A 24,043-nucleotide genomic window follows, 5' to 3' on the forward strand; every position below is an offset into this window, starting at 1 on the left:
AAAATCAACGCACATATTTCGGGAAACGGATCGTTACGGTCGTTCCCTCCCCGATCGAGCTGTCGATCGACACGCCGCAGCCTTTGCCGAATTGCAGCTTGATGCGCTGGTCGACGTTGCGGATGCCGTAGCCGACCCCTTTCTCCGTCGGATCGAGCACCTGCTCGACCAGCTCTTCCTTCATGCCGATCCCGTTGTCCTCCACCTGCATGACGACGTCGTCCCCCTCCAGCGCGATGCGAATGCGCACATGGATCTCGTCGTCGTACCAGGCATGCTCGATCGAATTTTCGACGAACGGCTGCAGAATGAACTTGATCGTCTCGTACCCGAGCGCGGCCTCGTCGATGTCGTACTCCGCGACGATCCGGTCGGCAAACTTGATTTTCTGGATATCGATATAGGACTGAATGATCTGCAGTTCCTTCTCGATGGAGATGATCATCTCTCCCTTGTTGAGCGACAGCCGGTAAAACTTCGCCAGCGCGCGCACCATTTCGTGCATTTTGTCGATTTCGCCGAGCTTGGCCATCCGGCTGATCGAGGAGAAGGTGTTGTACAGGAAATGAGGATTCATCTGCGAATGAAGCACCTGCAGCTCGACCTCTTTTTTCTCCAGCTTGCTTAAATACACCTCGTCGATCAGCTTCTCCATATTGGAAGCCATGTCGTTGAACGCATCCCCGATCTGGGAGAACTCGTCGTTGCCCGGCACGACCATCCGCTTGTGAAAATCTCCCTCCTTAAAAGCTTTAAGCGAGCGGATCAGCTTCATGAACCGTTTGGAGAAATAGCGCGATACGAGCCAACTGATGGCCGTCAGCACGATCAGGCTGACGAGGCTGATCCAGATCGTCAGATTGCGGACTCTCTGGGAATTTTCCTGGAACGACGAAGTCGGAATCCAGGCGACGAGTTCGGCGTCCATGTTGGCGATCGGCTGTCTGATCTGCATATAGCGATCCGGAGGGCCGCTGAATCCGTTCTTGGCCACCGTCAGAATGTTCGGGTTCATCTCGTCTAGCGAGCTCGTGTAGAGCAGCTCGTCGCTGCCGTTCACGACGAACAGCAGGCTGTCGTCGCCCAGCTGCGTAAAATCCACGTCGAAGAAAATGTCTTTGAGCTTGGCGCTCATGCGGATGAGTCCGATCGGCAGCAGCGTATCGTAATTGATGACCGGACGCAGGAACGAGATGCTGCCGCGGGTGACGTCGTCCTCGACCTGCATCCACGTTTTGAAATCGTACGCGGAGGACAAGGAGCGGTACCACGGTTTGTTTTCGATCCGGTTCAGGTGATAGATGGAGTATTGGCGCCCTCTCGTCTCCTGCCCCTGGCTGTTTGCTTTCTCCATCTCGTCTTTATAGTAAAAATCGCTGATATAGTAATATTCGCTAATATTGGTGTTGCTCAAATAAACCGACAGCTTCGCGTCCAATACGGGCAAGTTCGCCGCGGACTCCAGCTTCGGCAAAATATATTGGGTCATGATCGTATACTTCTCGTAATCCAGATAATAGCCCGACAAAATCCGGGACAGCGGCTGGTCGGCGAAAATATCGTCCGAGCTCCGAATCACGTCGCTCAGCCGGTAGTCGACGTTGCTGGCGATTTGCCGGACCGCGATTTCCAGGTTGCCGCGGGTATGCTCCTCGCTCGACTTGACCGACGTGAAGTAGGAATAGCTGCCGAGAACGAGCACCGGAGTCATGACGAGCAGCAAATACGAGCTGAGCAGCTTATACCGCAGCGGAATGTAGGCGTTCGGCTTCTTGAACATCGTTATCCACTCTGCTTTCGATAATCTCCGGGCGTAATCCCGAATTGCTCGCGAAACAGCCTGCTGAAGTAGGCCAGGCTCTTGTAGCCGACCCGGTCGGCGACCTCGTAGATTTTCAGGGCAGGGTCCTTCAACAGCGCCCGCGCCCTCTCCATCCGGTTGCGCACCAGATACTCGTTAAAACTCTCGCCGGTCTGTTCCTTGAACAGGTAACCCATATGGTTCGCCGAATAGGAGAATTTGTTCGCGATTTCCCGCAGCGTAATTTCCTGGGCGAGATTCGCCAGGATGTACTGCTCGATCGGCTCGATGAGCCGTCGTCCCTTCGTCTGCTTCTTCAGGAACAGCCGCTCGGATATTTCGAACAGCGTCTTGCGCAGCCACGATTTAATATCCTCCGCCGTCTCGAACTGCCGCACGACGTCCAGGTGCTCGAAGCCCCAGCCCAGCAGGCTTTCGTAAGTCTCGTTGACCGTGCTCAAATAAGCCTCCAGCTTGGAAGCGATATGAATCGAAAAGCTGTACACCTGCACCGGCTGCTCGAAGAAACGGACGTTGTCGAACAGTTCGTCCATGCAATCGCAAATATGGACAAGCGCGTAGTTGGCGACGGCCGCGAACATCGCTTCCAGGCTCGCGTTCAAATCTTTGGCGTCCTTGGAAATTTGCAGCTTGGCGGATTGCGGCGGAATGACCCGATTTTTGCCGAGAAACATTTTGTTGCCGATCAGTTCCTTCGCTTGGGCGTAAGAACGGGAGATTTCATCGGGAAAATGGGCCGGCTCCCCGTAGCTTGAGGTCAGCGTATACGAGGTCAGGCTTCCGACGTGCGCGCCCAAAGCCGTCAGCTCCTGCTCCAGTCTTGCCGACTCCCCTTCGTAGACGAAGGCGAGCTGGGAATCCGACACCTCGCACCACGCCCCGAGCTCGCGCTCCTCGACATAATCGGCGATCGCTCTGACGGCCGCCTTCAATTCCGCGCGGCCCGCCTCGGGAGAACGGTTCATCTTCCACAAGGCGTCGTCCAGCTCGACGACGACGGCTCTCGCGGCTCCGGAAGGAAGCGGTTTCGGATATCTCGCGAGGAAAAACGACAGCGCCTCCTTGTCCGTCTTCCCTTCCAGCAGATGCAGCAGAAAATCTCCGCGAATATAGGCGAACGACTCTTCGAAGTGCTGCTGCTCCTCCAGCTGCTTGCGCGCCTCTTCGATTTCCGCGACGACCTTCCTCAGCAGCTCCGCCACCTCGTCGTCGTCGATCGGCTTGAGCAAATACCCGTCCGCCTTCAGATTCAGCGCCGCCTTGGCGTATTCGAAATCCTGGTAGCCGCTGATGAAGATGGTTTTCAGGCTCGGGTTTTTCTCCTGCGCTTTGCGCGACAGCTCAAGACCGGTCAGCACCGGCATTTTGATATCGGTTACAAGAATGTCGATCGGGTATTGATCGATATAGCTCAGCGCGGCCAGCGAGCGATTCTCGCTGCACACGACTTCGATGCCGAGCTCCTCCCAGGGAATCAGCCGGCGCAAGCCTTCGAGATCGTACTTCTCGTCGTCCACCAATACGGCTTTGTACATATCGTCTATGCGCTCCTTTTATGGAGAAAAGAGAGGGTATGTTGAGTATACCCTCTCTTAACGCTTTGGGATAGATTAATTGCCGGCCAGCTTCTGCAGGTTGGCCTGCCACTGCTCGGCCTTCCAGGCCAGCAGCTTGTCGTAGCCGATCTTCGTCGCTTCCTCGTCGGCCTTGTCGATGAGGCCGAGCACTTCCTCGTCGCTCTTGGCGAACAGAAGCTTCGGAATCAATTGCTTGTGATAATCTCTCAGACGCTGCGCGATAATGCCTTCCTCCGAATTCGGAGCCGGCTCGAGATTGGAGAACTCGGTGACGTCGCGCGACGTCTTGAACGATACGGTCGTCTGCGCGACCGTCGTCCAGTCCTGAGCCGCGTCAGGCAGCAGCTGCTCGCGCTTGCCCTTCGTGGAATCGACGTAAGCGGTATTGCCGCTCCAGTTGAATTCGCCGATTTTCAGCTCGTCGTACTGTTTGAGATCGCGGTTGATGTACGCATCGTTCGGAATCGGAACGCCGTCCTCGACCGAATCGTAGAACAATCCCGGAGGCCCGAAGAAAATAATTTGCTGGCCTTGCGGGCTGGACGCCCAGTTGTAGTACGAGAAGATCGCTTCCGGGTCCTTCGCGTTCGTCGTAATGACGTTAACGTTCCAGCCCAGCGTATTGTAGCCCGACGGGAACACTTGATTTCTGTCCACGTCCGCTTTGTGAACCGGCCAGATGACATCGTATCCGTCCTCCGGATCGACGGCCTTCAGCAGGTTGTTCGCCTCGCGGCCGATGCCTTCCACAACGGAGTCGTAGGCGCCGAACACGGCGATTTGGCCCTTCTTCAGCTTCTCCAGAATCTGGTCCCGCGTTTGCGTGAACATATCTCCGGAGGTCAGGCCTTGGCGGAACAGCTTGCTGCTGTATAGCGCCGTATCCTTGAAGCCTTGATCCTTGTAAATCGAAGTCAGATCGCTGCCGCTCGGAATGCCGAAGATCGAACCCGAGCCCGGAGAGATAAAGGCCGGAGTCGCGCCGTTGGCCGCGCCGCTGTACAGCATGCCGACCATCTGCACGTCCTCGCCTTCGCCGCGGACTTCGCCGAAGTCCAGCGGAACGATATTCGGATATTTCTCTTTTACGAGCTTCAGATAAGACTCCAGATCTTCCCACGTCTCGAGCGGAGGGGAACCGAGCGCTTTGTAGATTTTCTTCTCGACGAGGTAAGCCGCGTTGCCGTTGCCGTTCTCGCCGTTAATGAACCAGTTCGGCAGCTGATACAGCTTGCCGTCCTCGCTGCGGAGCATGTTCAGCGTCTTCTCGCCGACCGTCTGCACGTATTCCGGATACTTCTCCAGGAACGGATCGAGCGCGACGAGCTTGCCGGCTTGCTGCAGACGTTCGATATCTTTGCCGCGGTCGGAGACGATCACGTCCGGAAGCTCGTTGGAGACGATCATCGTGTTCAGCTTCTGCGCGGCGGCGCCGTTCGATTGAACCGGTTTCAAAGTCACTTGCAGATTATCCGTAATCCATTGGCCTTGCGGACGCTCCTCCCAGGTCGGCGCCGTGTACCAGTCGTAATTGACGAACAGGGAAAACTCCACCGGCTTGACCTTGGATTGAACGTCGCCGGAATCGGCAGGGTTGTCCGAAGCGCTTGCGGGTGCGGTTTCCGACGGACTGGCCGCCGGCTGGCTTGCCGGCTGCGAAGCCGAAGGACTGGCATTGCCGCCGTTGTTGCCGGAGCAAGCCGAGAGCAGCAAGCTGAGCGTCAACACGCTTCCCGTGACCAGGCTTGCGCTTTTCTTGAACTTCATGTTCTTTCCCCTCTCTGATTTGTCGAATTGGTATATGTCATAAGCGGATGCCGCATGCAGACACCGCGTATAACCGCAATGGAAAACCTACTCCTTCAGCGAGCCTACCAGCGCGCCCTTGACGAAATACTTTTGCAGGAACGGGTAGACGACGAGGATCGGCAGCGTGGCGACCATCATCGTCGCCATCTGCAGCGCCTTGACGGTGACGGAATTCTGTACGGCGCTCTGCGCGTACGAATTCAGATTGGCGATCAGCGTCGCCGTCTGTCCGGCGTTGACGATCTGCACGAGCAGCGTCTGCAGCGGAATCAGATCCTGGTTGCCGATAAATACGGCGGGCGTGAACCAATCGTTCCACAAGCCGACTGCTGTGAACAGCGCCAGCGTGGCGACGACCGGTCCCGAGATCGGGACGACGACGCGGAAGAAGACGCCGAAGTTCGAGCACCCGTCGATTCTTGCCGACTCCTCCAGGCCGTCGGGCAGCTCCTGGAAGAAGGTGCGGAAGATGATCATGTTGTAGACGTTGATCATCCCGTGAATAATCAGAAACGTGAACGTATTGTAAAGGTTCAAATGATACACGAGAATAAAGTACGGAATTAAACCGCCGCTGAAATACATCGTCACAATGCAGACGATCATATACCCTTTTTTGAAGACGATGCCTTTCTTGGACAAGCCGTACGCGAACAATGCGGTGAAAAACATCGAGACGGCCGTTCCGATAACGGTCCGGGCGATCGTAATGAGATAGGCCTGGAAGATCCGCTTGTCCTTAAACACGATCTCGTAATTCTCCAATGTGAACTTCCGCGGCCAGAACGTAATTCCTCCCAGCGAAGTATCGCTCCCCACGTTAAAAGAGATGGCGAGAGAGTTCCAGAAAGGGTAAAACGTCATGAAGGCCAGCAGGACGAGCAGGACGTAAATGACGGTTTGCAGCACTTTGTCCGAGAAGTTTAATTTCATCTTATCGCTTCCGTTTCCTGAGAATCGCGTGGTCCTACCACAGGCTTGCCTTGCCCAGACGCCGGGCGATGCCGTTGGCGATGAAGAGCATGATTACGCTGAGCACCGACTTGAAAAGGCCTGCCGCCGTCGCGTACGAATATCTCTGATTGTGAATGCCCATCTGGTAGACATAGGTGTCGATAACTTCGGCGTACGGCATGACGATTCCGTTGGACAGATTTTTCGTCATCAGCAGAATGTCTTCGAAGCCCGCGTTCAGGATGTTGCCGACCCCCAGGATGAGGAAAATGATAATGACCGGCGAAATGCTCGGTATCGTAATCAGAAAAATCTGCTTGAAGCGGTTGGCCCCGTCCATCGCCGCCGCCTCGTACAGCGCCGGGTCGATGCCCGCGATGGCCGCGAGATAGACGATCGAGCCGAAGCCGATTTCCTTCCACACGCCGACGGAGACGAGAATGCCCCAGAAATATTCCGGCGTGGACAGCCAGTTGATCGGTTCCTTAATGAGCGAAAACTGGATCAGCACGTCGTTGACGGGCCCGTTGTCGACGGCCAGCATCGAGAACACCAGACCGGATACGACGACCCAGGAGATGAAGTGCGGAATATAGGTAATCGTCTGCACGACTCTCTTGAACAGCGCGTTCCTGACTTCGTTCAGCATGAGCGCGAGGATGATCGGAGCCGGGAAGGCGATAAACAGCTTCAACAGGCTGATGGCCAGCGTATTGCGCATGATGTTCCAGAACTCCGGCGATTCGAAGAACATCCGGAAATGGTAGAACCCCACCCACGGACTGTCTCCGAACCCTTTGAACAAATTGTACTCTTGAAAAGAAATCAGCACGCCCCACATCGGAATGTAGCTGAAGACGATGATGAACGCGATAGACGGCAGTATCATCAGTTGGTAGTCCCACTGCCGCGCGAACCGGCTCCATACTCCGTCCTTGCTCTTGCGGAGCTCGCCCGGCGGTCTCTGCGCTCCCGCGCCCGGCAGGGAAGAAATCGTGTCGCCCTTCAAGTCATCACCAGCTTCGTTTGTTTTGTATCTTTATGCTAATAGATGTCGAATCCGTTTTCTACGCAAGCGATTAACGATTATTTGACTAAATCAACGGAAAAAAATCGCGGTTGACCGATTGTCTTACATTGGCTTGTTGAGGTCTCTTGAAGTACGAAAGCGCGAAATACCAATTAAGCTTTTTCGTCATGACCTCATCCGTGCGCCGATCGTGCGCCAATGGTGCGCCGTTCATGCACCGATAGACGATTCCTTAGAACAACGTCGTCTATTTGAGCACCATTCGTGCGCCGATGTACGATTCTTTAGAACAACGCCGTCTATTTAAGACCCGTTTGAGCGCCGATGTACGATTCCTTAGAACAACGCCGTCTATTTGAGCCCCATTCGTGCGCCGATGTACGATTCCTTAGAACAACGTCGTCTATTTGAGCCCCGTTCATGCGCCGATACACGATTCCTTAGAACAACGCCGTCTATTTGAGCACCATTCATGCGCCGATACCCGATTCCTTAGAACAACGCCGTCTATTTGAGCCCCATTCGTGCGCCGATACACGATTCCTTAGAACAACGCCGTCTATTTGAGCCCCATTCGTGCGCCGATACACGATTCCTTAGAACAACGCCGTCTATTTGAGCACCATTCCATTCTTCGAGTCTTCAGGCTCCAAAATCGGTCGAAGCCGCCCAGTAACGGCCTCTCAGACCGCTAAAAGTGGGCAGTTGCCTGAATTGGCCTCCGTAACAGCCTCTCAGACCGCTAAAAGCGGGCAACTGCACGAATGAACCTTCGTAACGGCCTCTCAGACCGCTAAAAGCAGGCAACTGCACGAATGGGCCTCCGTAACGGCCTCTCAGACCGCTAAAAGCGGGCAACTGCACGAATTGGCCTCCGTAACGGCCTGCCAGACCGCTAAAGGCGGGCAGCTGCACGAATTGGCCTCCGTAACGGCCTGCCAGACCGCTAAGGCGGGCAGCTGCACGAATTGGCCTGCCGGGACGCAAAGAGGGTTGGTAGAGTAGAGGGGGCGCGATTCCTTCGAGTTCATGTATGAGAATAAAACTACGGCTGATGGCCGGTCATAGAAAAAAAGCTCGCATAAAAAGCAAGCTTCCCCTCCCATCCGTGAGCCGCAGCCACAGCCGTCGCCAGATCGAGTGAATATTGGTCCCTGCCGCCGAGGCCCATGCCGGGCGCATAATGAAAAGCCTTTGGAAACCGGGAGCGGTATTCCAAAGGCTTTTTTTAATATTATTTTGTCGCCGGATGGCTTTCTTCTTCCTCTTCTTCGAGCCCGGCCCATACGTTCTCGTCGTCGTCGGGCTCTTGCTCATTCGACTCAGGGACGAAATCGTTGTCGTCGACCTCGTAGCCGGGATCGAACGCTTCGGGAGGCAGCTTGTCCGTCGGAGCGGAGGACGAGGCGGAAGCCGTCGTCTTCTCCAGCGTGCGCAGTCCCCCCCGCAGCAGCCCCATCTGCGGCATCGCGTTGCGCCGCAGTCCGGATCTCAGCCGCATCAGCGTCGCCAATTCGCGATCCGCCTCGTCCGGCTCCCGCTGGGCGGAGGAGACGTCCGTCATCTGCAGGCGGTCCTGGAACGTGCCGAGCAGCGCCTTTTTCTTCTTGACCGCGAAGCCTCGCGCTTCCTCCACCGTACCGGCTTCGGGAGCTCTTTTGACGCGTTTTCTGACGGCTTCGTCCGACATCTCGCCCTTCATGATCGACTCTTCCACCGCCTGGAACTGATGAACGGCTCCCGCGCCCGTCGAGCTGATCGATCCCGGGAAGTTGAACGCTTTTGTCTTCAATTCGTCGGAGTCCGAATCCGCGTCCGCATCCCCCGTCTTCCTCTTGCGCTTCTTCTTGACCTCGCGCTCCTCCGAGTCCCCGAAAGCTTCCCCGAACGGCTTCGGCGTTCCGGTCGTGTGGGCTTGATTGGCGATTTCCATATTGCTGACCGCTCCCATGAGCGGCGATCGCTGCACTTCCGAGAGATTCGTAATGGTCGGAACCGACATCAGCTCCCGTTCGCGACCCTCGAAGCCTTCCGGCACTTTCTCGCCGCGATTGACGGCGTCGAGCGCCTTCCATACCTCTTGCGTGCTTGTGCTCGAAGACGTCATGTCCTCAAGATGCTCGGCCTCTCGCGGATAGGGCGTGAACTTGCCGCCGGCGTCGTAGAAATGCTGCTCTCTCTGCTGCCCGCGCTGGTTTTTGCCCTGCATTCGGCCCAGCCTGTGCCTCTTCCCCCGTACGGAGGGAGAGGCGGCGTCAAGCCGGACGTAACTGTGCGAATGGCCCTGGTCCCGAGCCTCCCTCACCAACGCGGCCCGGTCCGAAGGCCCGCTCAGCTCCGCCAAGCGCCGTCCGTCCTCCTCTCGGTTCAGGTCGGGGAACAGCTCCCGATCGCTCGCGCTCGGGGCGTGCGAATATCCGGTTAACAATTCCTGATTGAACTCCTGAATCAGCGGCGCCTGCGGCAGCTGATATTGGAAGCCTTCCGAGCTGACGCTGAACGTATTCGCGGAGGGCGTCGCCGTGGGGGGCACCGTGCCGAGCATGCCCAGCGCCTGCTGGTTGCCTCCCGTCTGCTGCATTTCCAGCAGAGCGTCGCTTACGGCCGAAGACGACGAAGCGGGAGAGGCCGGCTTTTTGGCCGGCGCCTTCGTTTGTTTCTCCTCGTTCTTTTTTGGCATCCCGTTTCCCTCTCATTCCCCTAACGCTTTAAACCAGCTCTCCACTTCTTTCAGCGCCGCCTTGTCCGACAGGATGCCGTCGTGATCGCTGTCCCGAATAAGGCTGACCTTGGCCTGACGGCATTCGGCGAACAGAGGCGCGTATTGTCCCGGCAGGAACATCTCGTCCTTCTCGCCGACCAGCACAAGCGTCGGCTGGGTCATCGCCCGCAAATCCTTTATGTACTTGGCCTTCGTCGTTCTCGACTGCAGCAGCCTGTAGCTCAGCTCCAGCGTCTCGCGTCCGTGCCGGCGTTCGAGCGGCTTGTCGATGCGCAGAACGGTCCGCCCGTTCCAGAATCGCAGCCCGATCGCATTGAGCGCAGACAACACCGCGAAGCGGAACTTGTCCACCTGAAGCTCGCTCCACGGGTCCTTCTTGTGATTGATCGGCGCTTCCGGATGAACGGACGGAGCCAGCAGCAAATAACCGCCGATCCGCTTGGCGAGACGGCGCCGGGCCATCCGGATCGCATTGCCGCCCCCCTGGGAGTGTCCGGCGAGAATGATGTCCGGCTCGTCGCCCGACTTGTTCCGCAGCCAGCCTACCAAGTCCTCCAGATCGTGGTCGTACTGTCCGATATACTCCACGTCCCCCCGGCGCACGGGATGAAAGCCGTAGCCCCTTAAATCCGGCACGACGACCTGCGCCAGTCCGTTGCCCGAGATAAACTCGGCCAGCGGATGCAAATACTGTCCGTCCTCGGAAATGCCGTGCAGCAATATGACGATTTTACCCGATTCCGCTCCGTAATGACGGTAGCATAACGATTTGCCGTCCCTCGCCTCGTAAGTCTGAACGGGCGGCAGCGCTCTCTCGAACATGACGTTCCTCCGGCAGCCGACTCATCCGCGCGGCAACCCGGCCAGCCGACTGCCACTCCCGCAGATGAAAAGCAATTTCGACTATTATATCATAATCGGACAAAAATTTCCTTCGAAATTAGGTCCATAGACTTATTCCGATAAGCCGCGTCGAAGAGGAGCGGACCGTGCCGGCAGCAATTATGCCGATACGGAACCGCGCCTGCTTCAAACACCTCCCGATTAATGCGCCCGGGCGGCGTCCGCCGACAGCTCCAGCCTTTCCTTCAGGAAGGCCGGCAGAGAGAAGCAGCGGCGCACAAGCTCCTGATTCGCATACGATGCGGTTTTATTGAAACGGATTCGTTCCGGTTCGGGCAGCTCTCGCTTGGAGCCCAGCGTGAAGCTCCACAGGCCTCCCGGATAAGTCGGAACGACGGCCGTATATAGACGGGTGTGAGGAAAAATATGTCCGATTCGCCGATACGTCTGCTCCATGATGTCGCCGTGAAATATCGGGGACTGGCTCTGGCAGACCATAAGTCCGTCCTCGCGCAGCGCCCGGTGCAGGCTTTCGTAGAAGGCCGGCTCGAACAGCATTTGCGCCGGGCCTACCGGGTCGGACGAATCGACGATAATGACGTCGTAGGCCGCGGACGCCCGCTTGGCAAAATCGACGCCGTCGTCATAGTAATAATGGACGCGCGGATCGGACAGGTTGCCGGATACTTCCGGCATATAACGTTTGCTGGCCCTCACGACGGCTTCGTCGATCTCGACCAGATCGATCCGCCGAACGCTCTCGTACTTGGCCGCTTCTTTCGCGGCTCCGCAATCTCCTCCGCCGATAATCAGCACGTCTTGGGGACGCGGGTGGACCGACAACGGAACGTGGGTAATCATTTCATTGTAAATATGCCCGTCCTTCGATGTCGTCTGGACAACGCCGTCGAGCACGAGCATGGGACCGAAATCGAACGAATCCAGCACCATCACATGCTGAAACGGGCTCGATTCCTCGAATAAGACTTCCTTGATGCGGTAGCTGATTTTCAAATTGTCCCTCTCGTCCTCGGTCAACCACAGTGTACCCTGTGAGTTATGAATATACTTGGGTAACCGTATCAATTTTCAACCTCCCTTGGAAATGTAGTCTACTCTATTGTATCAAAAATTGGCCCAAGGGTGACCGCACGGTTCAGCCCGCCCTCCGGGAGCCGCGAAAAAATTCGCTTGAACGGCGAGTGCCGCTATGATTCAATGGGCTTAAAAGGAGGGACGGGCGATGTGCGGACGATTTACGGTCGTGGCGACGATCGACGAGCTGATCCGGCGTTATCTGATCGAGCAGCCGATGGCCAGATATCATACGCCCCGCTACAACGTGGCTCCAACGCAGGATGTGTGGGCGGTCATCCACGACGGGAAGAACAATCGGCTCGGCGAGCTTCGCTGGGGGCTCGTGCCTTCCTGGGCCGCGGACGACAAAATCGGGAGCAAGATGATTAACGCGCGGGCGGAGACGCTGCTGGAGAAGGCTTCGTTCAAAAAACTCGTGGGGAGAAAAAGAGCGATCGTTCCGGCGGACGGTTTCTACGAGTGGAGGAAGGACGGCGGCCGCAAGCAGCCGATGCGCATTACGATGAAGGACGGGGCTTTGTTCTCGATGGCGGGGCTGTACGATACGTGGCAGACTCCGGACGGCCGCAAGCTCGGCACGTGCACGATCATTACGACGGCCCCCAACCGGCTCATGGCCGACATTCACGATCGAATGCCGGCCATTCTGAGTCCGGAGGACGAAGCTTCGTGGCTGGACCGCGGCAACGACGATGTCGAGTCGCTTATGGCGATGCTGCGGCCCTATCCGGCGGAAAAGATGCGCGCCTACCCCGTCTCCCCGATCGTCGGCAGCGTGAAGAACGACACGGAGGAATGCATTGCGGAGCAGCCCGCCCTGTTCTGACGGCCTCTGGAGAAACCCGTTGCGATCTATTTCTGTCGATTCAATTTCTGCACATTGGCCGTTGTGCCGCCGTCTACGCGCAAATCCGTGCCGGTGATGTAGGAGCTTTCCCCGCTGCACAGAAATTCGACGGCCGCCGCGATCTCATCGGCCGTTCCCTCCCTGCCCAGCGGAGTCATATCCAGCAATTGCTTCATCATCGGCTGCCGGGCGGCTTCCTGCCTGCCCATAGGCGTATCGATCGTCCCCGGGGAGACGGACACGATCCGCGCCCCTTTCCGCCCCCACTCCCACGCTTGGTCTTCGACCATCAGAATCACTCCAAGCTTGGAAAGACCGTATGCCGCGCCCGGATTATCTTGCGTGAACGGCATCATCCTCTCGACAAAATCGGGAGCGAGCGGCTGAGTCAAAATAGAGTCGTATGCCGCGTTCCTCGGCGTGCTGTGTCCGGCCATTGAAGCGACGCATACGGCTGCGCATCCCTGACCCGCAAGCGGCAGAAAGGCTTTAAGAACGTATCCCGTACCGATCGAATTGACCTCCAGTATTCTTCTCGCATCGGCCATTGTCGGAGACAGACCGCCCGTATGGATTATAGCCCCGAGCTCCCCGAGTCCGGAAGCGGCGACGGCCAGCTCGTTAACCTGGTCTTCATCCGTGATGTCGACAACTCTATGCGCTACCTGTGCCGCGGCGAGCGGCTGCAGCTCGGCCGCGGCCTGCTCCAGCCGCTCCGCCGACACATCCGCCAGCAGCACGGTTCCCTTTTGGCAAAAACGCCGCGCGATCGCTTTCCCCATCCCTCCGGCTCCGCCGGTAATGACATATACTTTCGGCATTCGTTATCCCTCCGTCGCAAATGATCAGGTTTTTGGTTGATGCTATAATCATTGTAGAAGCCTGTCCGAGCGCGGTTCAAGCGACAAAACGGGCGGAAATGTCCATTCCTGGAGAAAGCCGCGGTGAGCGCAATGAGCGAGAAGCCGTTGGATTCCGCATGCGAATACATCATCGAAGCCTTCTACAGGCTCTTCGCGAGGTATCCGATCGACAAAATTACGGTGAACGATATCGTGAAAAAAGCGGGAGTGAGCCGCTCGACGTTTTATCTGCATTTCGAAGACAAATTCGACTTGCTCGGCCGGGCGACGCGACGAGTTCTGGACGAGCTGAGCCGGTTCTACAACTCCGGGGGAAGTATGGAGGACGTCCGGTCCCTCGGTCCGCGAGAGTGGCTCATGCGGCATAACGCGGCCCTATGCGAGCACGTGCATTTGCACGGTTCGTTTTATCTCCGGCGGCTTCGGGATATCGAGTTCGTCGTCTATTTGTCCGCCTTGCTCAAAAACTGGATGCAGGCCAGCCTTCTCGACGAGTCTCGCGCGACATTCGCCGCACACGGAACGATCGGCCTCCTCCGCGAATGGCTGGAAAACGAGCGATTCCGCTCGATCGACTACATGGCGCGCAAGCTGACGAATATCGCGTTCTATTTGGTGCCCGACTTCGCCGAAGCCGAAGCCGAATCCGACGAATTCCGAACGTAGCGCGCCCGGCAGCCCGGCGCATCCCAAAAAGGCGTTCCCCGCCGCACTCGGCAGGAACGCCTTTTCATTGGTTCTCACAAGCCCTTGACCATTCCGCCGTCGACAAGCAGAGCTTGCCCGGTGACATACGTGTTGGCGAACGAGCCGTAAAAGACGGCGTGTCTCGCGAACTCCTCCGGCGTCCCCGCGCGGCCGAGCGGAATCAGCCGTTCGGCCTCCGCCCGGATGTCCTCGACCGTCCGTCCCCGATCCGCGGCCTTCTTGGCGTCGAGCTCGGCGATTCGGTCGGTCCCGATCCGGCCGGGAGCGACGGTGTTGACGAGAATACCGGACTCCGCCAGCTCCGTCGCCAAGCTTTTCGTCAGAGCGTAGACGCCCGCGCGGAAGACGTTGGACAGAATCAATCCGTCGATCGGCTGCTTGATGGAGACCGACGTCAGATTGACGATCCGGCCTCCGCCCGCCGATTTCATGAACGGCAGCGCCTCGCGGATCATGCGAATCGTGCTCAGCAGGCTCAGCTCGAAGCCCTGCGTCCAGTCGGCGTCCTCCATGTCGGAGAAGAAGCCTCCCCGCGGACCGCCGGCGTTCGTGACAAGCACGTCCAGGCCGTCCGCCGTAGCGGCGGCCGTGCGGATCGCATGGCTGACGTCCTCTCCTTTGGACGCGTCCATTTCGATCATCGACACCTCGACCCCGGTCCGCTCCCGAATGTCGTTGCGCGCTTCGACCAATCTGTCCAGGCTTCGGCTCGCAATCGTCACCTTGGCCCCTTCCTTCGCGTACTGCAGCGCCACGGCCTTGCCCAGACCCTTGCTCGCCGCCGCCACGAACACCGATTTTCCCTCCAGCATCAAATCCATGCTCTGTCGCACCCTTTCCCGATCAGCCGATCGCTGAAATATTCGACTTCCGTTCGTCTAAGATAAGAGTGCCATACGGAGGGCTCCGACGCAATAAGACGGGTCTGCGGAACGGTTTTCGACCAAATTCTCCGCCCTCGTCCCGGCCGTGCCGGAAAGCCTCCGAACAGTCTCCGGATTCGCTCCGGCGCTTGACACTCCTTCCAAAGTCCGGTATATTGAAGCAACAATACGATATTTTTCCACTTACGACGGAAGCACCCGTAAGCAAGGCTGAGCCAGCCTTCTTGCGGGTGCTTTTTGCCGTCCACACCAACCAAGGGAGGAATCCGTCATGTCGTTGAAAATGCCGTCCCGCCTCGTTCCGTTTATCCTGTTCTTCGTCGCCCTGATCGTCGCCCTGCCCGCCGGCGTCTCCGCCGCGGCCATCGAGCTGACCTCGTCGCTCAAGGCCTCTCTCGACAAAACCGCCGCTTCCGCGGACGCGAAGAAGGGAGCCCGGCTGCGGGAGCTGTATGCCGAGCTTGGCACCCAACTCAAGGCGGACAAAGACGCCGCGGCCAAAGTCAAAGCGCTGCAGTACCGCAACGAGGAAGCCGTCATCCTCGTTCGCAAACAAATCCGCGAGATCGACGCCGCCAAAGTAAGCCGGTCGGCCGCGGACGTCCAGCAGGCGAAAACCCGCTACAAGCCTCTGTTCGACGGCTATACGGCGCTTAACAAACAGCTGTCGCTGGCCAAATCCTTAAAGAGCAAAACGCTGAGCAGCGCCTTGAGCCTTCAAGCCCAAGTAATGAAGCTGTCCGTCCAGGCCGCCCGCGAAGATATCAAAAAGAAAGAAGCCGCCCACAAGGCGGTCAAAACCGCGGCCTCGGGCAAAATCAAAGCCGCGCGCGATTCTCTTGCGGCTATCGATTCTCTCAAAGTCCAGATCAGGGCTCAGCGCAGCAGCCTCAGCGCGACGAGGAACGGCCTGTCTCCCGTCTGGTCCAACTTCAAGTACGCGCTGAAGAAGAACGATGCCGGCAGCGCGGGCAACGCGCTGGCCTCGCTCGTTGCGTCCTTCAAGTCGATCGTCGCCCAGCAGTCCAAAATCTATGCGCTGGAAACGAAAATTTCGGACACTATCTCCGCCACGAGAGCCCGGTATCTGTAGTCAAGCCCGTTTACGAGGTATAATAGACTCCACTACTATCGCTTGCAGGGACGTTCCCCTTCGCGATAAGGAAGAGGAAGGAGGAGTCTCCGTGGCCCTTAACATTCGCTTGGTGACCGATCAAGATTTCCAGGAAGCTTTGGAGAGACACGCCCGCATCCGGGTGTTCAAGGACGATCATATCATCGATTCCGGCGGGGTCATCGTGCGCTTCGATTCCCGCACCGTCGTCATCCAGACCGGCGTCGGCGATCTGGCCTACCACGACCGCGCCGCTTGCGAAATGTTCGAGCTGCGGACCAGATAAGCCGAACCCGCTGCCGCCCTTTCGAGCCGGCTACGTCGCTGACGGCCCGGATAGACGGCAGCGGAACAGCGTCCTGATCCGAAACGGCGTCGATGTCAAAAACCGCTTCCCCGGCGCTCCCCTATGCTCCCGCATTTTGTCCTATTCGCGCTTAAAAACCGAGAATCAAGCCATTTTTCCCGAGATGTCGCATATATAGATTAGACAGATCATCCCGGGAGGCCGATACGCATGAAAACCGCTTTGTGGTGCCGCGTCCTGCTGTTCCTGTCCGCCCTGCTGCTCGTTCCGGCCGTCGCTTCCGCCCAGACGCAAACGGTGAAACTGGCGAAGAAATATGTCGAATACGAGCAGTTTATCCTCATCGACAAATCGACGAACCAATTGCATTTCTTCGAGAAAGGGAAGCTGGTCAAGTCGTTCTCCGTCGCCACGGGGAAGAAGCCCTCCTATACGCCGGAAGGCCTGTTCACCATTCGCGAGAAAATCAAAAACCGCCCTTATTACAAAGAAAACATCAAAGGCGGAGATCCCAAAAACCCGCTGGGAGACCGCTGGCTCGGCCTGGAAGTGACCGTTAACGGCAAAACCTCTTTCGCCTACGGCATTCACGGCAACAACAACGAGAAGTCGATCGGCAAATACGTATCGGCCGGCTGCATCCGCATGCATAACAAGGAGGTGCACTGGCTGTACGATCGGGTCAAGAAGGCCACGCCCGTATTGATCGTCAAGAAGCTGGCCTGACTTCAGACCTTGATCGCCGAAGTCCAGCCCCAGTAGAAAGCGTCCCGGTCCCACGCCGCCTTGCCGCCGTGGAGCTTCTTGAACGCCTTCTTGACCTCCTTGTCGATCGAAGCGTTCCCGTTCTCGTTGACGTAGACGAACCGTTCTCCGAAATGCGCTTTAATATGCTCGATCGCCGCGGCCTGGTACAGCACGCCGGCGCTTCTAAGCTCGCCGAACATCCAGGCCGCGACGTCTTCGGCCGAGTAATCCATCGTCTTCCCTCCTTCCCGTTTACGAGAATTGCACGTGGCCGCGCACCATTTCGCTGTACAGTCCGGGCCGGGCAAGCAGCTCTTCGTGGGAGCCCTGCTCCAGCAGCCTGCCGTCCTTCAATACGAGAATCCGGTCCGCGCGCCGAATCGTATTCAGCCGGTGGGCGATGACGAAGCTCGTCCGACCCTCCATCAGCCGCTGCAGGCCTTCCTGGATTTTAATTTCCGTGACCGTATCGATGCTGCTCGTCGCCTCGTCCAGCACCAGAATGGCGGGGTCGGCCAGAATCGCCCTGGCGATGGCGAGCAGCTGCTTCTGCCCTTGGCTGATCCCCCCGCCGTCCCCTTGCAGCACCTTGTCGTAGCCGCCGGGCAGACGCGCGATGAAGGAATGCGCGTTCGCCAGCTCGGCGGCCCTCACGACCTCCTCGTCGCTCGCTTCGGGTTTGCCGTAACGAATATTCTCGCGGATCGTTCCTTCGAACAGGAACGAGTCCTGCAGCACGAAGGCCATATGGGAGCGCAGGCTCGCTCGCTCAATCGTCCGAATATCGCGGCCGTCAACCGCGATCGTTCCCGAATCGGCCTCGTAGAACCGCGAAAGCAGCTGGATAAGCGAGGTTTTGCCCGCGCCGGTCGGCCCGATAATCGCGATCGTCTCGCCCGGCTTCGCCTCGAAGCTGATCCCCTTCAGCGTCTGCTCGCCGGGAACGTAGGAGAAGATGACGTCGGAGAAGGACACGGCGCCCCGCACCGCCCGAATCGGACGGGCGCCGCCCTCGTCCTTCGTCTCGTCCTCCTCGTCCAGAATCTCGAACACGCGCTCCGCGCCGGCGATGGCGGAGAGCAGTGTATTCCACTGGTTGGCGAGATCGTTAAGCGGACGCGTAAACTGTCTGGCATACTCGACGAACACGACGATTACGCCGACCGTAATCGCCCCGCGAATGGCCAGCAGGCCTCCGACCCCGACGATGACGGCGTAGCTCAAGTTGTTCAAGCCGTTCATCAGCTTCGGAATGAAGCCGGAAATCGTCTGCGCCCAGAAGCCGGACAGCCTGATCCGGTCGTTCCGTTCGCCGAATTCGCCAATGACCGTCTCCTCCTGGGAGAAGGCTTTGACGATGCGCTGGCCCGACAGCGTCTCCTCGATATAGCCGTTCAATTCTCCGAGATTGCGCTGCCGCTCCTGGAACAGCACGCCCGTTCGACGCGTAATCCACTTCATGCCCGCCGACATCAAGGGCACGACCAGGAAGGTCAGCACCATGAGCAGCGGACTTAAAATCAGCATCACGATGACGGTGCCGACGAGGATGAGCGCGCTGGAGAAAACCTGGATCGCGGAGCTGTTCAGCGTGGAGCTGACGTTGTCCATATCGTTGGTCATCCGGCTCATCAGCTCGCCGCGCTGCCGCTTGGCGAAGAACGGAATCGGCAGCCGGTGCAAATGCCGGAACAGATCGAGCCTCATCCGGTACACCGTTTCCTGCGCGATCGAGATCATCCATACGTTCTGCAGCCATCCCGCGACCGAGCCGAGAATATATACCGCCGCGAGCGCCGCCAGAAACAGCAGCCAGGGCGTTCCTCCGCTCCCTTCCAGGTAGCGGTCGATGGCCACGCCGATCATATAGGGGCCGAGCAGGGAAAGACCCGAGCTGACCAGCACCATCAGCAGAACGAGGCTTAGCATCCCTTTGCGGCGAGCCAAATACCCCCATATTCGTTTTAACGTTGCCTGCCAGTTCTTTGCTTTTCTCTTCGGACGCTTGGCTTGGGTCTCCTGCGCCGCCGGCGTCCGTTCGGCCAGCGCTTGCGATCTCGGATAGTGAAGAGGGTCACTTAGCGCTTTCCACATGAGACTCCTCCTCCCCGTATTGCGATTCGTAGATGCGGCGGTACAAGGCGCTGCCGGACAGCAGCTGGCGATGTCCGCCTTGGGCGATCAGGCGTCCGTCGTCCAGCAGCAGAATCAAATCCGCGTTCATGGCGGAGCTGATCTTCTGCGTGATCAGGAACGTCGTGCACGCCATGCCTTCCAACGCCCCGAGCAATGCCGCTTCCGTGCGCACGTCCAGCGCGCTCGTGCTGTCGTCCAGCACCAGAATCGCCGGATTGCGCACGAGCGCGCGCGCGATCGAGATGCGCTGCTTCTGGCCGCCGGACAGGTTGACGCCGCGCTGCCCAAGCATCGTGCCGTAGCCCTGCGGCAATCCCGCGATCGTCTCGTGAATCTGCGCCCGCCGGGCCGCCGCGACGATCTCCTCGTCGCTCGCCTCCGGGGCGCCCCAGGCGATATTGTCGCGAATGGTGCCCGTGAACAGCACCACCTCCTGCGGCACGTAACCGATTCTGTCGCGCAGCCGGCGCACGTCCCATTCCCGCGCCTTGCGGCCGCCGATGCGAATCGTGCCCCGCTCCTCCTCGTACAGCCGCACAATCAGCTGCACCAAAGAGGACTTGCCCGCGCCGGTCGCGCCGAGAATCGCCACCGTATCTCCCGCGCCGGCCCGGAAGGTCACGTCCTCGAGAGCGTAAGCTTCCGATTCCGGGTACCGGAAGCTCACCCGTTCGAACGAGACGCTTCCGTCGACCGGCTCGGCCTTCTCCCCGAGGGAAGCCGGACCGCTCGCCGCGGCGTCCGTTCCGCCGTCGTCCGCAAGCAGCGTCTCCTCGATCCGCCCGGCCGAAGCCCGGGCCCGCGAGAACGCCGACACCAGCATCGACAGGGCCGACAGGGCGCCCGCCGTCCGCAGCGAATAGTTCACGATCGCCACCACCTCGCCGGTCGTCGCGCTTCCGGTCTGAATGTCCAGGTGCCCGAACCACAGCACCGCGATAATGCCCGCGTTCATGATCAGGACGATGAACGGCTGCGTGATCTCGGTCAGCCGCTGCGCCGACGTCGAGCTCTGCATCAGCTCTCCGCTGTGCCGGGCGAAGCGCTCGGTCTCCCGGTCTCCGCGCACGAACACGCGAATCAGACGTATTCCCGTCAAGTTTTCCTGCATAACGCCGTTCACCGCATCGAGACGCCGCTGGACTCTGCCGAACAGCACGGCGGCTTTTTTCACCATCCACAAAATAAACAGGACGAGGATCGGCACGGTCAGCAGCAGCAGAAACCCGAGCTCCCGGTGCACGACCAGCGCCATGATCATGCTGCCGGCGACGACGAGCGGCACCCGCAGCATGAATCTGAGACCCATGAACACCGTATCCTGCACTTGCGTCACATCGTTCGTCAGGCGGGTGATCAGCGACGAAGGAGCGAAGCGGTTAAACGCCGCGTAAGAGAACGCTTGCACCTTGCCGTAGAGCTTCTCGCGGATATCGTAGCCCAGGCTCTGGCTGACGTGCGCCGCGTAAAAGGAGCTTAAAATTCCGGCGCCGAAGGCCAGCAGCGTTCCTCCGACCAGCACCGCTCCCCACAGGATCACGACCCGAGCGTTGCTCGGCCCGATGCCGTCGTCGATGATTTTGGAGATCAGCATCGGCTGGACCAGCTCGACCGCAAGCTCGACCAACATCAGGAGAATCGCCGTAAAGGCGGCAATCCGGTACTTGCCCAATACGTGAAAAACAGATTTCATGATGGTTTGTCCTCCGACCAAGCGTAAACGGCCAACGCCGTCCCAAGAACCGGCCGGACCTCGTTCGTCCCGGCTCTATGTCAGCATATACATATGCTCTCTTCTCTATTTTAACCCTTATCGCGGCCGGAGGACAGTGGATTCCTGCCCGCGCAGATGATATGATACGAATGGATATCGTGGACAAGGGGGTTTGAGCTTGAAATCCGTAAGTCGTCGATTATCCGTATCTCTAATTGCGGTATTCGCGCTTCTGTTGATCGCAACGGGATGCGGAGGCAAACAAAAGGAGGATTCTACAATGGGCGGATCAAACAATCCGATCGTCACGATCGAGATGGACAGCGGCAAGACGATTAAAATCGAACTGTATCCGGAAATCGCGCCGAACACGGTGAACAACTTTGTTTCTCTCGTGAGCAAAGGCTTCTACGACGGGACGATCTTCCATCGCGTCATTCCCGGCTTCATGATCCAGGGCGGCGACCCGGACGGAACGGGCATGGGCGGCCCCGGCTATTCGATCGAAGGGGAGTTTGCGCAAAACAAATTCCAGAACGATCTGAAGCATACGACCGGCGTGCTCTCCATGGCTCGCTCGCAGGCCCCGAACAGCGCGGGCTCCCAGTTTTTCATCATGGTTGCCGACTCGCCGCATCTGGACGGCGCGTACGCGGCCTTCGGCAAAGTGATCGAAGGCATCGAAGTGGCGCAGGAAATCGTGAACACGCCTAGAGGCGCCAACGATCGTCCGAAGACGCCGCAGGTGATGAAGAAGGTTACCGTGGACACCCGCGGAGCGGCTGTTCCGGAACCGGAAATCATCCAGTAAGACCCCCTCAGCTTTCGGTGGCCTTGCCGCCATGAAGAGACGTCGTTCTCTCGTGGAGGCACGGCCCTTTTTCTATCCGCCTCCCGCCGCTGCGCCGCTGCTGAAGATTCGATATCGAAGGGAATTTCCGCCATGAACTTTGATCAGCTTCTGTCCATGATTCCGGTCGTGCAGGCCGCCGATAATCACAGCGCTTCTCTCTCGCTCGACTTCGCGCCCGATCTCCATGTGCTCCTTGTCGTTCGGACCGGCCATGTCACGCTGTCGGGACCGGGGCTCGAGCCGATCGTCTGCGCGCAGGGCTTTGCCTGTCATCCCGCATCCGCTCCTTACCTGATCGAGGTGCCGAGGACCAAAGAAGCCGAATACACGCTTATCGCCTATCGCGCGCTTCCCGCCCATACTCCGTGGGAGCTTCGCGGTCCGCTTCATACGGTCAGCGAGGTCAAAATCCATTACATGCTCGACGAACTCGTTCGCACCTGCGCCAACATTCGGGACATGTCCGCAGAGGAAGCCGCTCCCCACCGCTTCAGAATGCGCGCCATGATCGAAAGGGTCCTGTATATTTTTCTGTACGAATCGCAGATCAAAAATACGCACAAGTCGACATCGAATACGATCGACGAGACGCTTTCCTATATCAACGAGCACTATATGAACAAGCTGACGCTGTCCATGCTCGCCGAGCGCGCCGGCATGAGCGAAGGGCATTATACGGTGCTGTTCAAGCAGCGGACCGGATCTACGATGACCCAATACCTGCGCAGGCTGCGAATCGAGAAAGCCCAGCAGATGTTTAAGCAGACCCGCCTGTCCGCCAAAGAAGTCGCCCTGAGAGCCGGTTTCTCCGATTATTTCCATTTTAGCCGCGTATTCAAGCAAACGCTTGGATGCTCGCCCCGCGAATATCAACGGCGCTTTGTCGAAAATCTAAAAAAATGACATGTCCGATCTTAAGATCAGTTATGGCTTGAGAGAGGCATCGCGGCTAAAATCAGTTGAGAATAATAATCATTTGCAGGAGGAATCAGGTTATGCCGTATTCTGTCAAACGCGTTCTGAACGCCGTTTTTATCATTTTGCTCGTATTGGGGCTGGCCGCCTGCGGACAGTCGGACAAGAATAATACCTCGAAGGACGAATCGTCTCCCGCTTCTTCCGGCTCGCCGGCAGCGTCTTCCGCGTCGCCGTCCGCCTCGCCTTCCGCTTCGCAGGCCGCTCAGGAGGACACCGCGATTCGCGTGGAGGATGCCCTGGGCACGGTCGAGCTTCCCCGCGCCCCGGAACGGATCGTGGCGATGGAATTCGGCTTTACGGACGCTCTCGTCACGCTCGGCGTACAGCCCGTGGGCGTCGCCGACGACGGCGATCCCAATCTGTTCATGGATGCCGTCAGAAACCAATTGACGAATTATCAATCGGTCGGCTCGCGCTACGAGCCGAACATCGAGCTGATCAGCTCGCTGCAGCCCGATCTGATCATCGTCGATTTGAATAAACACAAGGAAGCGTTCCCGCAGCTGAAGAGCATCGCTCCGCTGCTTGTGCTGGACGATTTCCAAGCCGACTACGAGCAAATGCTGAAAAACTACGGCATTATCGCGAAGACGGTCGGCCGGGAAGAGGAAGGCGCGAAACGTCTCGAACAGCACGCGGCTTACATCGAAGACGCCAAGCGGAGGATCAAATCTTCGGACTTGACCGTTCTTCCCGCCGTCGTCAATCCAAACGGCTTCTTCGCCCACTCCGACCATTCGTACTCGGGCTCGTTCCTCGCCTCCTTAGGCTTCGAGGATCCGGTCAAGGACGAGGCCTCTTACCCTCAGCTTACTCTCGAGCAGCTGACGGAGACGAATCCCGGAGCGTTGTTCCTGATGCCGACGGAAGAAGTGACGATCGTCGACGAATGGAAGAAAAATCCGCTCTGGAACAAGCTGGACGCCGTCGCAAGCGAGCGGGTGTTCACGGTCGAACGGCGGGACTGGTCGCTTGCGCGCGGCTTGATCGGCTCGGAGAAAATGATCGAGGATATTGCGAACGCGCTCGGAGAATAG

The 24,043-nt window shown here is 58.2% G+C and carries 22 protein-coding genes; 8 read left to right on the forward strand and 14 right to left on the reverse strand.

Annotation, left to right across the window (positions count from 1 at the left end; all coding sequences use genetic code 11):
- Positions 1 to 4 precede the first annotated feature (4 nt).
- The 9 genes from ACFFT4_RS03330 to speE form a co-directional block, all read right to left on the reverse strand.
- On the reverse strand, positions 5 to 1,780 hold the full coding sequence (locus ACFFT4_RS03330) for a sensor histidine kinase (protein ID WP_378045064.1): 1,776 nt from the start codon (positions 1,778 to 1,780) through the stop codon (positions 5 to 7).
- A gap of 2 nt (positions 1,781 to 1,782) precedes the next feature.
- Complete coding sequence (locus tag ACFFT4_RS03335) at positions 1,783 to 3,357, reverse strand: response regulator transcription factor (RefSeq protein ID WP_378045065.1); 1,575 nt, start codon at positions 3,355 to 3,357, stop codon at positions 1,783 to 1,785.
- A gap of 75 nt (positions 3,358 to 3,432) precedes the next feature.
- Complete coding sequence (locus ACFFT4_RS03340) at positions 3,433 to 5,166, reverse strand: extracellular solute-binding protein (RefSeq protein ID WP_378045066.1); 1,734 nt, start codon at positions 5,164 to 5,166, stop codon at positions 3,433 to 3,435.
- Between the two features lie 87 nt (positions 5,167 to 5,253).
- Positions 5,254 to 6,141 carry a carbohydrate ABC transporter permease gene (locus tag ACFFT4_RS03345; protein ID WP_378045068.1) on the reverse strand — a complete coding sequence of 296 codons (888 nt, stop codon included), beginning with the start codon at positions 6,139 to 6,141 and terminating at the stop codon, positions 5,254 to 5,256.
- 34 nt (positions 6,142 to 6,175) lie between these two features.
- Positions 6,176 to 7,051: an ABC transporter permease gene (locus ACFFT4_RS03350; RefSeq protein ID WP_378045525.1), complete on the reverse strand. Its 876-nt coding sequence runs from the start codon at positions 7,049 to 7,051 to the stop codon at positions 6,176 to 6,178.
- A 783-nt stretch (positions 7,052 to 7,834) separates the two neighbouring features.
- Positions 7,835 to 8,107 carry a hypothetical protein gene (locus tag ACFFT4_RS03355; protein WP_378045070.1) on the reverse strand — a complete coding sequence of 91 codons (273 nt, stop codon included), beginning with the start codon at positions 8,105 to 8,107 and terminating at the stop codon, positions 7,835 to 7,837.
- 319 nt (positions 8,108 to 8,426) lie between these two features.
- The gene (locus tag ACFFT4_RS03360; RefSeq protein WP_378045072.1) at positions 8,427 to 9,872 is read right to left on the reverse strand and encodes a hypothetical protein; all 1,446 of its coding nucleotides are present in this window, start codon (positions 9,870 to 9,872) and stop codon (positions 8,427 to 8,429) included.
- Positions 9,873 to 9,884: 12 nt separating this feature from the next.
- Complete coding sequence (locus ACFFT4_RS03365; protein WP_378045074.1) at positions 9,885 to 10,736, reverse strand: alpha/beta hydrolase; 852 nt, start codon at positions 10,734 to 10,736, stop codon at positions 9,885 to 9,887.
- 222 nt (positions 10,737 to 10,958) lie between these two features.
- On the reverse strand, positions 10,959 to 11,843 hold the full coding sequence (speE, locus tag ACFFT4_RS03370) for a polyamine aminopropyltransferase (protein ID WP_378045075.1): 885 nt from the start codon (positions 11,841 to 11,843) through the stop codon (positions 10,959 to 10,961).
- Between the two features lie 157 nt (positions 11,844 to 12,000).
- Between speE and ACFFT4_RS03375 the strand changes: the two genes are divergently transcribed.
- Entirely contained in the window at positions 12,001 to 12,681 is a 681-nt protein-coding gene (locus ACFFT4_RS03375; RefSeq protein WP_378045077.1) for an SOS response-associated peptidase, read from the forward strand.
- A gap of 26 nt (positions 12,682 to 12,707) precedes the next feature.
- Here ACFFT4_RS03375 and ACFFT4_RS03380 read toward each other — a convergent pair whose 3' ends face one another.
- Positions 12,708 to 13,523 carry an SDR family oxidoreductase gene (locus tag ACFFT4_RS03380; protein WP_378045079.1) on the reverse strand — a complete coding sequence of 272 codons (816 nt, stop codon included), beginning with the start codon at positions 13,521 to 13,523 and terminating at the stop codon, positions 12,708 to 12,710.
- Positions 13,524 to 13,655: 132 nt separating this feature from the next.
- Between ACFFT4_RS03380 and ACFFT4_RS03385 the strand changes: the two genes are divergently transcribed.
- Entirely contained in the window at positions 13,656 to 14,231 is a 576-nt protein-coding gene (locus tag ACFFT4_RS03385; RefSeq protein ID WP_378045527.1) for a TetR/AcrR family transcriptional regulator, read from the forward strand.
- A 74-nt stretch (positions 14,232 to 14,305) separates the two neighbouring features.
- On the opposite strand, the gene ACFFT4_RS03390 is transcribed toward ACFFT4_RS03385, so the two are convergent.
- Positions 14,306 to 15,094: an SDR family oxidoreductase gene (locus ACFFT4_RS03390; RefSeq protein WP_378045081.1), complete on the reverse strand. Its 789-nt coding sequence runs from the start codon at positions 15,092 to 15,094 to the stop codon at positions 14,306 to 14,308.
- A gap of 334 nt (positions 15,095 to 15,428) precedes the next feature.
- Between ACFFT4_RS03390 and ACFFT4_RS03395 the strand changes: the two genes are divergently transcribed.
- From ACFFT4_RS03395 to ACFFT4_RS03405, 3 genes are all read left to right on the forward strand, one after another.
- Complete coding sequence (locus ACFFT4_RS03395; protein ID WP_378045082.1) at positions 15,429 to 16,250, forward strand: hypothetical protein; 822 nt, start codon at positions 15,429 to 15,431, stop codon at positions 16,248 to 16,250.
- Positions 16,251 to 16,341: 91 nt separating this feature from the next.
- Entirely contained in the window at positions 16,342 to 16,557 is a 216-nt protein-coding gene (locus ACFFT4_RS03400) for a hypothetical protein (protein WP_378045084.1), read from the forward strand.
- 231 nt (positions 16,558 to 16,788) lie between these two features.
- The gene (locus ACFFT4_RS03405; RefSeq protein ID WP_378045086.1) at positions 16,789 to 17,304 is read left to right on the forward strand and encodes a L,D-transpeptidase; all 516 of its coding nucleotides are present in this window, start codon (positions 16,789 to 16,791) and stop codon (positions 17,302 to 17,304) included.
- 2 nt (positions 17,305 to 17,306) lie between these two features.
- Here ACFFT4_RS03405 and ACFFT4_RS03410 read toward each other — a convergent pair whose 3' ends face one another.
- The 3 genes from ACFFT4_RS03410 to ACFFT4_RS03420 are packed head-to-tail and all read right to left on the reverse strand — an operon-like array spanning position 17,307 to position 21,154.
- The gene (locus ACFFT4_RS03410) at positions 17,307 to 17,558 is read right to left on the reverse strand and encodes a DUF6953 family protein (protein ID WP_378045088.1); all 252 of its coding nucleotides are present in this window, start codon (positions 17,556 to 17,558) and stop codon (positions 17,307 to 17,309) included.
- 19 nt (positions 17,559 to 17,577) lie between these two features.
- Positions 17,578 to 19,419 (reverse strand): ABC transporter ATP-binding protein, encoded by a 1,842-nt coding sequence (locus ACFFT4_RS03415; protein ID WP_378045090.1) that lies wholly within the window; start codon positions 19,417 to 19,419, stop codon positions 17,578 to 17,580.
- Positions 19,400 to 21,154 (reverse strand): ABC transporter ATP-binding protein, encoded by a 1,755-nt coding sequence (locus ACFFT4_RS03420; protein WP_378045091.1) that lies wholly within the window; start codon positions 21,152 to 21,154, stop codon positions 19,400 to 19,402. The genes ACFFT4_RS03415 and ACFFT4_RS03420 overlap by 20 nt, the downstream gene beginning before the upstream one ends.
- 259 nt (positions 21,155 to 21,413) lie before the next feature.
- Here ACFFT4_RS03420 and ACFFT4_RS03425 point away from each other — a divergent pair, with 259 nt between their 5' ends.
- The 3 genes from ACFFT4_RS03425 to ACFFT4_RS03435 all read left to right on the forward strand — a co-directional run bounded on the left by ACFFT4_RS03425 (position 21,414) and on the right by ACFFT4_RS03435 (position 24,043).
- The gene (locus ACFFT4_RS03425) at positions 21,414 to 21,986 is read left to right on the forward strand and encodes a peptidylprolyl isomerase (RefSeq protein WP_378045529.1); all 573 of its coding nucleotides are present in this window, start codon (positions 21,414 to 21,416) and stop codon (positions 21,984 to 21,986) included.
- Positions 21,987 to 22,118: 132 nt separating this feature from the next.
- The gene (locus ACFFT4_RS03430; RefSeq protein WP_378045093.1) at positions 22,119 to 22,931 is read left to right on the forward strand and encodes an AraC family transcriptional regulator; all 813 of its coding nucleotides are present in this window, start codon (positions 22,119 to 22,121) and stop codon (positions 22,929 to 22,931) included.
- 92 nt (positions 22,932 to 23,023) lie between these two features.
- Positions 23,024 to 24,043 carry an ABC transporter substrate-binding protein gene (locus ACFFT4_RS03435; RefSeq protein ID WP_378045094.1) on the forward strand — a complete coding sequence of 340 codons (1,020 nt, stop codon included), beginning with the start codon at positions 23,024 to 23,026 and terminating at the stop codon, positions 24,041 to 24,043.

Origin of the sequence: Cohnella cellulosilytica (genome assembly GCF_042431195.1) — a bacterium.
Classification (GTDB): Bacteria; Bacillota; Bacilli; order Paenibacillales; family Paenibacillaceae; genus Cohnella; species Cohnella cellulosilytica.

What these genes read in the sequence shown, in the direction of transcription:
- ACFFT4_RS03330 (WP_378045064.1), bottom strand. Translation starts at nt 1,780, where the DNA reads ATGTTCAAGAAGCCGAACGCCTACATTCCGCTGCGGTATAAGCTGCTC.
- ACFFT4_RS03335 (WP_378045065.1), bottom strand. Translation starts at nt 3,357, where the DNA reads ATGTACAAAGCCGTATTGGTGGACGACGAGAAGTACGATCTCGAAGGC.
- ACFFT4_RS03340 (WP_378045066.1), bottom strand. Translation starts at nt 5,166, where the DNA reads ATGAAGTTCAAGAAAAGCGCAAGCCTGGTCACGGGAAGCGTGTTGACG.
- ACFFT4_RS03345 (WP_378045068.1), bottom strand. Translation starts at nt 6,141, where the DNA reads ATGAAATTAAACTTCTCGGACAAAGTGCTGCAAACCGTCATTTACGTC.
- ACFFT4_RS03350 (WP_378045525.1), bottom strand. Translation starts at nt 7,051, where the DNA reads ATGATACTGCCGTCTATCGCGTTCATCATCGTCTTCAGCTACATTCCG.
- ACFFT4_RS03360 (WP_378045072.1), bottom strand. Translation starts at nt 9,872, where the DNA reads ATGCCAAAAAAGAACGAGGAGAAACAAACGAAGGCGCCGGCCAAAAAG.
- ACFFT4_RS03365 (WP_378045074.1), bottom strand. Translation starts at nt 10,736, where the DNA reads ATGTTCGAGAGAGCGCTGCCGCCCGTTCAGACTTACGAGGCGAGGGAC.
- ACFFT4_RS03375 (WP_378045077.1), top strand. Translation starts at nt 12,001, where the DNA reads ATGTGCGGACGATTTACGGTCGTGGCGACGATCGACGAGCTGATCCGG.
- ACFFT4_RS03380 (WP_378045079.1), bottom strand. Translation starts at nt 13,523, where the DNA reads ATGCCGAAAGTATATGTCATTACCGGCGGAGCCGGAGGGATGGGGAAA.
- ACFFT4_RS03385 (WP_378045527.1), top strand. Translation starts at nt 13,656, where the DNA reads ATGAGCGAGAAGCCGTTGGATTCCGCATGCGAATACATCATCGAAGCC.
- ACFFT4_RS03390 (WP_378045081.1), bottom strand. Translation starts at nt 15,094, where the DNA reads ATGGATTTGATGCTGGAGGGAAAATCGGTGTTCGTGGCGGCGGCGAGC.
- ACFFT4_RS03395 (WP_378045082.1), top strand. Translation starts at nt 15,429, where the DNA reads ATGTCGTTGAAAATGCCGTCCCGCCTCGTTCCGTTTATCCTGTTCTTC.
- ACFFT4_RS03405 (WP_378045086.1), top strand. Translation starts at nt 16,789, where the DNA reads ATGAAAACCGCTTTGTGGTGCCGCGTCCTGCTGTTCCTGTCCGCCCTG.
- ACFFT4_RS03410 (WP_378045088.1), bottom strand. Translation starts at nt 17,558, where the DNA reads ATGGATTACTCGGCCGAAGACGTCGCGGCCTGGATGTTCGGCGAGCTT.
- ACFFT4_RS03415 (WP_378045090.1), bottom strand. Translation starts at nt 19,419, where the DNA reads ATGTGGAAAGCGCTAAGTGACCCTCTTCACTATCCGAGATCGCAAGCG.
- ACFFT4_RS03420 (WP_378045091.1), bottom strand. Translation starts at nt 21,154, where the DNA reads ATGAAATCTGTTTTTCACGTATTGGGCAAGTACCGGATTGCCGCCTTT.
- ACFFT4_RS03430 (WP_378045093.1), top strand. Translation starts at nt 22,119, where the DNA reads ATGAACTTTGATCAGCTTCTGTCCATGATTCCGGTCGTGCAGGCCGCC.
- ACFFT4_RS03435 (WP_378045094.1), top strand. Translation starts at nt 23,024, where the DNA reads ATGCCGTATTCTGTCAAACGCGTTCTGAACGCCGTTTTTATCATTTTG.